Genomic DNA, 9,201 nt, shown 5'->3' with positions numbered 1-9,201 from the left:
TAGTTTGTTATTTCAACTAGATTAGTATTTCTTAAAGAACAGGAAAGGGTATTAAACAATATACTTGCGCTGCAACTATTCCATGAGAAGAACTCATATGAAGCGAGAAGAATGGATAGCTCGGGTTCTGTTAATAGGGTAGGGGCAATGAATGGGAGAGTTCGTATAAATTTTCAAGCAGGTTATAGTTATCCCTCATATCATATAGGTATCCAATTACCCATACTAAGCTGAATTCTGATTTTATATGCCTAAGGAAAAGTTATTCTTGGTTTATGTATATAAAGCCTTGGTGCTTAAGTCCAATATCCTTTAAATCTATAGTATAAAAATAAACACCAGCAGGTAATTTTTTGGCAGTATTATAAACTCCATTAACATTAGCGGTGCCTTCAAAGGTATTGTCATAGTTGGTGGCCTCGTAGACGGCACGTCCCCACCTGTTAAAAATGGTAAGTTTATTATTAGGCGATATTGAAACAGCTTTTAGAACAAAAAAATCGGCCTTACCATCCCCATTAGGGGTCAATAGATAATTGCCCAAATCTACACTTTGCATGCTAAGACTGCCTCCAAAAGTAATAACGGTATAATCGTCCGGAGTAAACACATCCGAGGTTATTTTACCTTGGTCAAAATCACCGTCCAACCCCGTGTTTCCTAAATCCTCCCATATATTTCTTTCGGTATGCCAACCTACTACTCTCAGGTTTTCTATGGCATCAAGGAAACTAGGTAAATTACTGGCTGTATCCCATCCTAGGGTTACTTTAGATGGTGTATTCGTATCTAAATCCCAAAATTCATGATGGCTAATCGCTATAAGTATATCCGTCCTATTTTCAGTGTAAAGAGACGTGCGAAAGGTAGAGGGACTATTAGGGTCTTCATAAAAATAAGCCGACTTGGCATTTTCGTTAATTTGGTCCGAAGCTAGTTTTAGCGGCCTTAATTTGTCAAAATGGCCAATTGGAAAAATAAAATCCTTTTTATTTTTTACGGAAGCATACCCATCCACTTTTGTAAAGTCGGTTTCGCCATTGTAAAAGGAGTTGTTAATGTACTCTATATTTGTGTCTACCGAATATCTAGGGGTAACCAAATCTCCCGAAATAAAGTTGCTATTATTGGTAACACCAATACCAACTTCTAGAATAAGGTCATTGTCTACAACAATTTCTAAATCTTCAAAAACAGGCCTAAAAGCACCACTAATATAAGCTACGTCTTCATTGTAAAATCCGGCCAATCCCTTGTTTTCGTCAAAAGAACCATCATTTATCAAATCCTGATAGAAACCAATCTGCGCATTTTCATGCATTTTCATGTTTCCGAAATTATGAAATGAGTCCTGCGCAATCACTTGGAGACTGCACATACTAACGGCAAAGGTGCTAAAGAAGATTAGATGCTTTTTCATTGTTGTTCAGTTACTTTCTCCAAGCTATTTCAATTAATGTTTCTGGGTACTCTACGGCAATTCCGTTGCAATACGCCTGTAAAAACTCACCTTCGTTAAAATCAACGTTTAAAGTTGCATCTTGGTTGCCATCGGCAGCGGTAATTACAAGCGCCGTTATAGGAATGGCCCCATCATTTTTTCTAATTTCCAGAGTCCATGTGTTAGCGGCATTGGTTTGTGCCGAAATTCCGGTTATTGTACCATTTCTAAGCATACGCCAGCCAGTATTGTCAGAATCGGCGCCATTAAACTGTCTTAAGTACGTATTCGTGGTTGCAGCACTGTTCATACCCCATCCGATCATGGTTCGGTCAATACTCAGCCATTTCATTCTAGTAGCATCATAGGTGTAAAGGATACCATCATCACCCATAAAAATTTGACCGCTTTCGGTCCCGGTAGGGGTAGAGGCACTAGGCTGAATTCTAAGTGGCACTGCTGTACTTTCTATATCAAGCTGGGCACTGGGAGTAGTGTTGTTGATACCAATATTTCCCGTTGCTCCTATTCTTATTCTTTCTGAATTATCTGTTTTTATTAAAAAATCCTGAAGGTCCGTAGTACCCAAAAAGTGGGTTGCGGCATTTGAGCCCGTATTTCCGGTAGCACCCCAAAAATCAATAGAATTGGTGTCTATTGATGGTATTTTTTTAAACCCCGAAGCCGTGTTCAAATACATTTTCTCTTCATCGGTATTGTATAAAAGAGAGCCTACCACTGGGTTTATTCCAGCATTCATTTCTAATGTTGTTGCATTGGTAAGTCCCAATAAATAGTTGCCATCTACCTGTGCAATGGTTTCTGCCGAAGCAAGAGTAACGATTGCCGCGGTCATTACTATAATTTTGTTCATGTGCGGTTGTTTTTTGAATGATGGAAATGCTTGGGGGAAGAAACCAATGGCTGAAATTGCAGCCTTCGGGTAGCTAGGTTCCACTGCAGATAGGAAGCAATAGAAACTAGTAGATCGGTCTTTATGTAGGTTTTATTAATTTTCATAGGACTATAAATCTAAAACGGTAAACATAAATTCGGAATCAAATCGTGCTCGGTCCGTTCCTCCATTGTCATTATCACCAATGATTACTTCAAACGTCCGGACGGTCTGGTTGCTGTACGATATACCTGGGTCATCATTTCCAGCACCATCTCTTCCCGGTTGGCTCAATTGAATGATATAATCAGAATCTAAAGTGATACCTATAGGTAACGTAACAAGATAATGGCCTAACCCTGCAAGTTTTGTTACAATAATATTAGGAGTGGATTTAACAATGGCCCCCGCTGCAGAAACTTTTCCAAAAGCTTTGATAGGACTGGCGTAAAAAACACCGGAATCTGAACCTGCGGTTATGCTATTTCCGGCATCGGCGCTAATACTGGCATTTCCTGTTGAAGTTGCCGGGTCTACCCATTCCGTACCTGTTGCGGTTGCGGATAGAACTTGTCCAGCGGTTCCAGGAGAATCGTTTTCATCTAACACAGGACCATTTAGCTCTAAAGTTTCATTTATAGTTACGGTTGTACTGTTAGATGTTTCATCAATATTCATAGCCTCTATGCTCCCTACGGTAAACCCTATTTCATCTGCTGCGGGACTGTACATACCCGTATTTGAGTCATCCGAAAATCGGTAGGAAGGCTCATTGGCATTTCCATCTGAATTAAGTAGCCCCTGTGACCGGATGGCACCGGTAACCTGAAGTTTGTTGTCTGGATCATTTGTTCCAATACCCAATCGGTTGTTAGTATCATTCCAGAATAATTGGGAATTGTCTTCGGTAGGAGCTCCACTCGCATCTGCGAAAAATAGAGAACCTTCTGTCCCGGAAATAGAGGGTAGGGTTACGGTATTTCCGCCTGTTCCAGATATATTTAAATCATTTCCTGAAATGGATAAAGTTTGAATTTCGTTCGTTTCGCTCAAATCGTTATCGGCAGAATTGTGAGCAGTTATGGCAGCGGCATTCGCAGCTATTGCGGTATCTGCATCTGCCTCATTTTGATTTACATCGTTTTGAACTGCGAGTATTGCTGCGTCTGCGTCTGCCTCGTTTTGGTCGACATCGTTCTGTACTGCTGTTATATCGGCAGATTCCTCTAAAGCTGAAAGGTCTACGGTTACGGAAGAAGTGCCTTCGTCGATTTTCAAGACACTGGAAGCATCGATTGAAGCCCCTGTTATATCGTCATCTGCGGTAGCGGCGATCTGTCCGTCCACATAGGTCTTTACGGCGAGTTCCGTTGGGAACTTTGTATTTGTGGCATCGGCCAAGGTAACGTCATCCGATTTGTTCGCGGAATCTTCCTTTAAGGCGATTGCCGCATCGGCATCTGCTTCATTTTGATTGACATCGTTTTGCACGGCAAGTATTGCAGCGTCAGCATCAGCTTCGTTCTGGTGCACGTCATTTTGTACTGCAAGTATGGCCGCATCAGCGTCTGCCTCGTTTTGGTCAACATCGTTTTGTACTGCAGTGATATCTGCGGATTCTTCCAAAGCTGAAAGGTCTACGGTTACGGAAGAAGTCCCTTCGTCGATTTTCAAGACACTGGAAGCATCAATCGAAGCTCCTGTAATATCGTCATCTGCGGTGGCTGCGATTTGCCCATCCACATAGGTCTTCACGGCGAGTTCCGTAGGGAACTTGGTGTTTGTGTCATCGGCGAGTGTTACGTCATCGGATTTATTCGCGGAATCTTCTTTTAATGCGATTGCCGCATCAGCATCAGCTTCGTTTTGGTCAACGTCATTTTGTACAGCAAGAATAGCTGCATCAGCATCGGCTTCGTTTTGGTCTACATCGTTTTGTACGGCAAGAATAGCCGCATCGGCGTCTGCCTCGTTTTGGTCAACATCGTTCTGTACTGCTGTTATATCGGCAGATTCTTCTAAAGCGGAAAGGTCTACGGTTACGGAAGACGTCCCTTCGTCGATTTTCAAGACACTGGAAGCATCAATCGAAGCTCCTGTTATGTCGTCATCTGCGGTTGCGGCTATTTGTCCGTCCACATAGGTCTTTACGGCAAGTTCCGTAGGGAACTTGGTATTGGTGGCATCGGCCAAGGTTACGTCATCCGATTTGTTCGCGGTATCCTCTTTCAAGGCGATGGCAGCATCTGCATCGGCTTCGTTTTGGTCTACGTCGTTTTGAACGGCTAGAATAGCTGCATCGGCGTCCGTTTCGTTTTGGTCAACGTCGTTTTGAACTGCGAGTATTGCATTGTCAGCATCTGCCTCGTTTTGGTCCACGTCATTTTGTACGGCAAGTATGGCTGCATCTGCGTCCGCTTCGTTCTGGTCGACATCGTTTTGTACTGCGAGTATCGCTGCATCGGCATCCGCTTCGTTTTGGTCAACATCGTTTTGTACTTCAGTGATATCTGCGGATTCTTCCAAAGCGGAAAGGTCCACTGTTACGGAAGAAGTCCCTTCATCGATTTTCAAGACACTGGAAGCATCAATCGAAGCGCCTGTAATATCGTCATCTGCGGTAGCGGCGATTTGTCCGTCCACATAGGTCTTTACGGCAAGTTCCGTAGGGAACTTGGTGTTTGTGGCATCGGCAAGGGTAACGTCATCGGATTTGTTCGCGGTATCCTCTTTCAAGGCGATGGCAGCATCAGCGTCTGCCTCGTTTTGGTCAACATCGTTCTGCACTGCGGTGATATCTGCGGATTCTTCCAAAGCTGAAAGGTCCACTGTTACGGAAGAAGCGCCTTCATCGATTTTTAGTATGCTGGAAGCATCAATCGAAGCTCCTGTAATATCGTCATCTGCGGTAGCGGCAATTTGTCCGTCCACATAGGTCTTTACGGCGAGTTCTGTAGGGAACTTGGTGTTTGTGGCATCGGCAAGGGTAACGTCATCGGATTTGTTCGCGGAATCTTCTTTTAGGGCGATTGCTGCATCTGCGTCCGCTTCGTTCTGGTCCACATCGTTTTGCACGGCAAGAATCGCCGCATCTGCGTCCGCTTCGTTCTGGTCCACATCGTTTTGCACGGCAAGAATCGCCGCATCTGCGTCAGTTTCGTTCTGGTCCACGTCGTTTTGCACGGCAAGAATAGCTGCATCGGCATCCGATTCATTTTGGTTTACATCGTTTTGAACTGCGAGTATTGCTGCATCTGCGTCCGCTTCGTTTTGGTCAACATCGTTCTGTACTGCTGTGATATCTGCGGATTCTTCCAAAGCTGAAAGGTCTACGGTTACGGAAGAAGTCCCTTCGTCGATTTTCAAGACACTGGAAGCATCGATTGAAGCCCCTGTTATATCGTCATCTGCGGTAGCGGCGATCTGTCCGTCCACATAGGTCTTTACGGCGAGTTCCGTTGGGAACTTGGTGTTTGTGGCATCGGCCAAGGTAACGTCATCCGATTTGTTCGCGGAATCTTCCTTTAAGGCGATTGCCGCATCGGCATCTGCTTCATTTTGATTGACATCGTTTTGCACGGCAAGTATTGCAGCGTCAGCATCAGCTTCGTTCTGGTGCACGTCATTTTGTACTGCAAGTATGGCCGCATCAGCGTCTGCCTCGTTTTGGTCAACATCGTTTTGTACTGCAGTGATATCTGCGGATTCTTCCAAAGCTGAAAGGTCTACGGTTACGGAAGAAGTCCCTTCGTCGATTTTCAAGACACTGGAAGCATCAATCGAAGCTCCTGTAATATCGTCATCTGCGGTGGCTGCGATTTGCCCATCCACATAGGTCTTCACGGCGAGTTCCGTAGGGAACTTGGTGTTTGTGTCATCGGCGAGTGTTACGTCATCGGATTTATTCGCGGAATCTTCTTTTAATGCGATTGCCGCATCAGCATCAGCTTCGTTTTGGTCAACGTCATTTTGTACAGCAAGAATAGCTGCATCAGCATCGGCTTCGTTTTGGTCTACATCGTTTTGTACGGCAAGAATAGCCGCATCGGCGTCTGCCTCGTTTTGGTCAACATCGTTCTGTACTGCTGTTATATCGGCAGATTCTTCTAAAGCGGAAAGGTCTACGGTTACGGAAGACGTCCCTTCGTCGATTTTCAAGACACTGGAAGCATCAATCGAAGCTCCTGTTATGTCGTCATCTGCGGTTGCGGCTATTTGTCCGTCCACATAGGTCTTTACGGCAAGTTCCGTAGGGAACTTGGTATTGGTGGCATCGGCCAAGGTTACGTCATCCGATTTGTTCGCGGTATCCTCTTTCAAGGCGATGGCAGCATCTGCATCGGCTTCGTTTTGGTCTACGTCGTTTTGAACGGCTAGAATAGCTGCATCGGCGTCCGTTTCGTTTTGGTCAACGTCGTTTTGAACTGCGAGTATTGCATTGTCAGCATCTGCCTCGTTTTGGTCCACGTCATTTTGTACGGCAAGTATGGCTGCATCTGCGTCCGCTTCGTTCTGGTCGACATCGTTTTGTACGGCAAGTATGGCCGCATCTGCATCTGCTTCGTTCTGGTCCACATCATTTTGAACGGCAAGAATAGCCGCGTCTGCATCCGCTTCATTTTGATTTACATCGTTTTGTACAACAAGTATCGCTGCATCAGCGTCCGCTTCGTTCTGGTCCACGTCATTTTGTACGGCGGCAATATCAGCAGATTCCTCTAAAGCGGAAAGATCGGCACTGGTACTACTTCCACTTTCAATCTCAATTAATAAAGAGGAGGAAGTTTGGTCTAGTGTGGCACTCTCAAGGTTTTGATTGTCCGTACCTACAAAGTTTAGTGCACCGCTACCATTGGTAAAGGTGAAACTACCATCTAGATTGTCCGTTAAATTGGCTTTTGAAAATGTAACGGGCGTTCCGGCTTCGTTGGTGTAGGTTACTGTGCCATCATTATTGTCCAGTAAAGCGGTGACCGTTTCTCCTGCAGCCACATTAACGCACAGGCTGGTCCACGTATTATTTTTATACTGAAAAAGGCAGTTTTCGTCCGTATTGAAAACCAGTGCACCGTTTAAAGGTGTAATCGCACTCATTTGGGAATTCGTTACCCGGGTAACGACCAGGACGCGCGAGGCACTTTCCAGCTCCATAAGAGAGGCGGCATCAATTTGATTGATGTTGTCTCCAATCTTGACTTGTGAGTAGGCTAACTGCGTTAAAAAGAGGAGAACGACTAGGGGAACGTTTTTCATCTTTATTTAAGATTTGTTTAACATTTTATTTTTTTGAATAAAATGCTGGGCGGTTAATATTATATATTTTAATTATTCAATTCTAAAATCAATTATGATCAAACCCGTTGGTAGGTTGTAAAGGGAATTTCTTTATTTAGGTATTAACTAAATGTTAGAGGTAATAAGGGTTTAATCATTTTATTAAAAAAAGAATGCACTATGGAATCTGGCTTGTATTTGGTAAGACCAATTCATGAAACCGTTTTCTCTTATAGGCAGGGAAATTTCAATTTTTATGTAAAATTATACTCTGATCGACGAACTGCACAGAATTTGTTGTGAAGCCAAGGGAAAGTGTAGTGAAGAAAGAAGAATAAGTTGTAGGTATATTCTGTCACCCTAACTGGGTAGTATAAAAGATCGATGAACGGTAAAAAAAAGAGACCATTTTAGGTCTCTTTTTGTAATTAGTCGTTCGCCAAATATAAAAATCCTTGAAACTCAAGGTCCAAATCTTCTAGGGTAACAATGTAAAAATAGACACCTGAAGGAAGGCCTTTATCTCTTGTTACCACAAAATTATTTTGTGTGGAAAGTCCGTTAAACTCATTGGTGTAGTTTGCTTTTTCAAATACTTTGAGTCCCTCACGGTTAAAAATCTGCATAAAGTTGTTAGGGGAGAGGGCCAATTCCGGAATTTCCAAGAAATCGTTAATGCCATCTCCGTTGGGTGAAACAAAATAGTTTTCCAAGTCTAGATAATCTCTTGGTTCACCCATTGCGGCAAAAGTAAGTACTTCATACTCGTCCGGAATAAATGAACCGGAAGCTACCACACCTTCATTTAGGTTTCCGGCAGGTGCGGGACCGCCAAGACTTACCCATTGGTTGGCAGATTTGCTGTAACCTACAATTACAATTTCGTTCACGTCATTGGTCAAAAGGCCCATGTTGCTGCGTTCGTTCCAAGATAGTTGAATGGAAGAAGCTACGGAGCCTTCCAGATGCCAAAATTCAACCGTACTAATATCACCTATTTCTACGGCTTTATTGTTCGTGTTGAATGCGCGTGGCAGTACACTTGGGCTATTAGGGTCTTCTATATAGTAGGCACAACGTGCCACGTTATTAATACCTTCTGAATTTAAGATAAGCGGACGCAACTGTTGAAAATCACCAACGGGAAAAATAAAGTTCTGCTGGTTATTTACACTTACATAGCCGTCTACCTTACTAATATCGCTCTGGCCGTTGGGAAAGGCATCTGCCAAAAAGTTAAGGGTTATGGAAGGTTGTACGCGATCGGTAATAATATCTCCGGTAATGAAATTGGCATTGTTCAATACATTTAAGGAGGTCTGCACTACGGTACCACCGCCAGTTACGAACTCAACATCGTACAAGGTTGCGGGCAGGCTTCCGCTAATGGTACGGAGGTTGTCTCCATAAAAACCTACCAAACCCAAATTCTCGTCAAAACTACCGTCATTGACCAGGTTGGTGTGTAAACCCATGACGCCGCCATCGTGAATACGAAGGTTGCCGGTATTGTACAAAGCCGATTGTGCCTGTACGCCCGTTGCCAGAATAAGTGCCGCTATGTAAAGATGTTTCTTCATGTTCAATGCAG

General features: G+C 43.8%; 4 protein-coding genes. All 4 read right to left on the bottom strand.

The genetic code is table 11. The features are described from left to right. Positions 1-262: 262 nt before the first annotated feature. Complete coding sequence (locus tag SJY45_RS08780) at positions 263-1,420, bottom strand: gliding motility-associated C-terminal domain-containing protein (protein ID WP_400074142.1); 1,158 nt, start codon at positions 1,418-1,420, stop codon at positions 263-265. A gap of 10 nt (positions 1,421-1,430) precedes the next feature. Further along, positions 1,431-2,315: a hypothetical protein gene (locus SJY45_RS08775; protein WP_400074140.1), complete on the bottom strand. Its 885-nt coding sequence runs from the start codon at positions 2,313-2,315 to the stop codon at positions 1,431-1,433. Positions 2,316-2,465: 150 nt separating this feature from the next. Then, positions 2,466-7,589 carry a hypothetical protein gene (locus tag SJY45_RS08770; RefSeq protein WP_400074138.1) on the bottom strand — a complete coding sequence of 1,708 codons (5,124 nt, stop codon included), beginning with the start codon at positions 7,587-7,589 and terminating at the stop codon, positions 2,466-2,468. Positions 7,590-8,038: 449 nt separating this feature from the next. Beyond that, entirely contained in the window at positions 8,039-9,190 is a 1,152-nt protein-coding gene (locus SJY45_RS08765) for a gliding motility-associated C-terminal domain-containing protein (RefSeq protein WP_400074137.1), read from the bottom strand. Positions 9,191-9,201: the final 11 nt, after the last annotated feature.

Origin of the sequence: Zobellia russellii (genome assembly GCF_044597075.1) — a bacterium.
In the GTDB taxonomy this organism is placed as follows: Bacteria; Bacteroidota; Bacteroidia; order Flavobacteriales; family Flavobacteriaceae; genus Zobellia; species Zobellia russellii.
The sequence above is the reverse complement of the archived record's forward strand: the minus strand, read 5'-3'. Positions and strand labels throughout refer to the sequence as shown.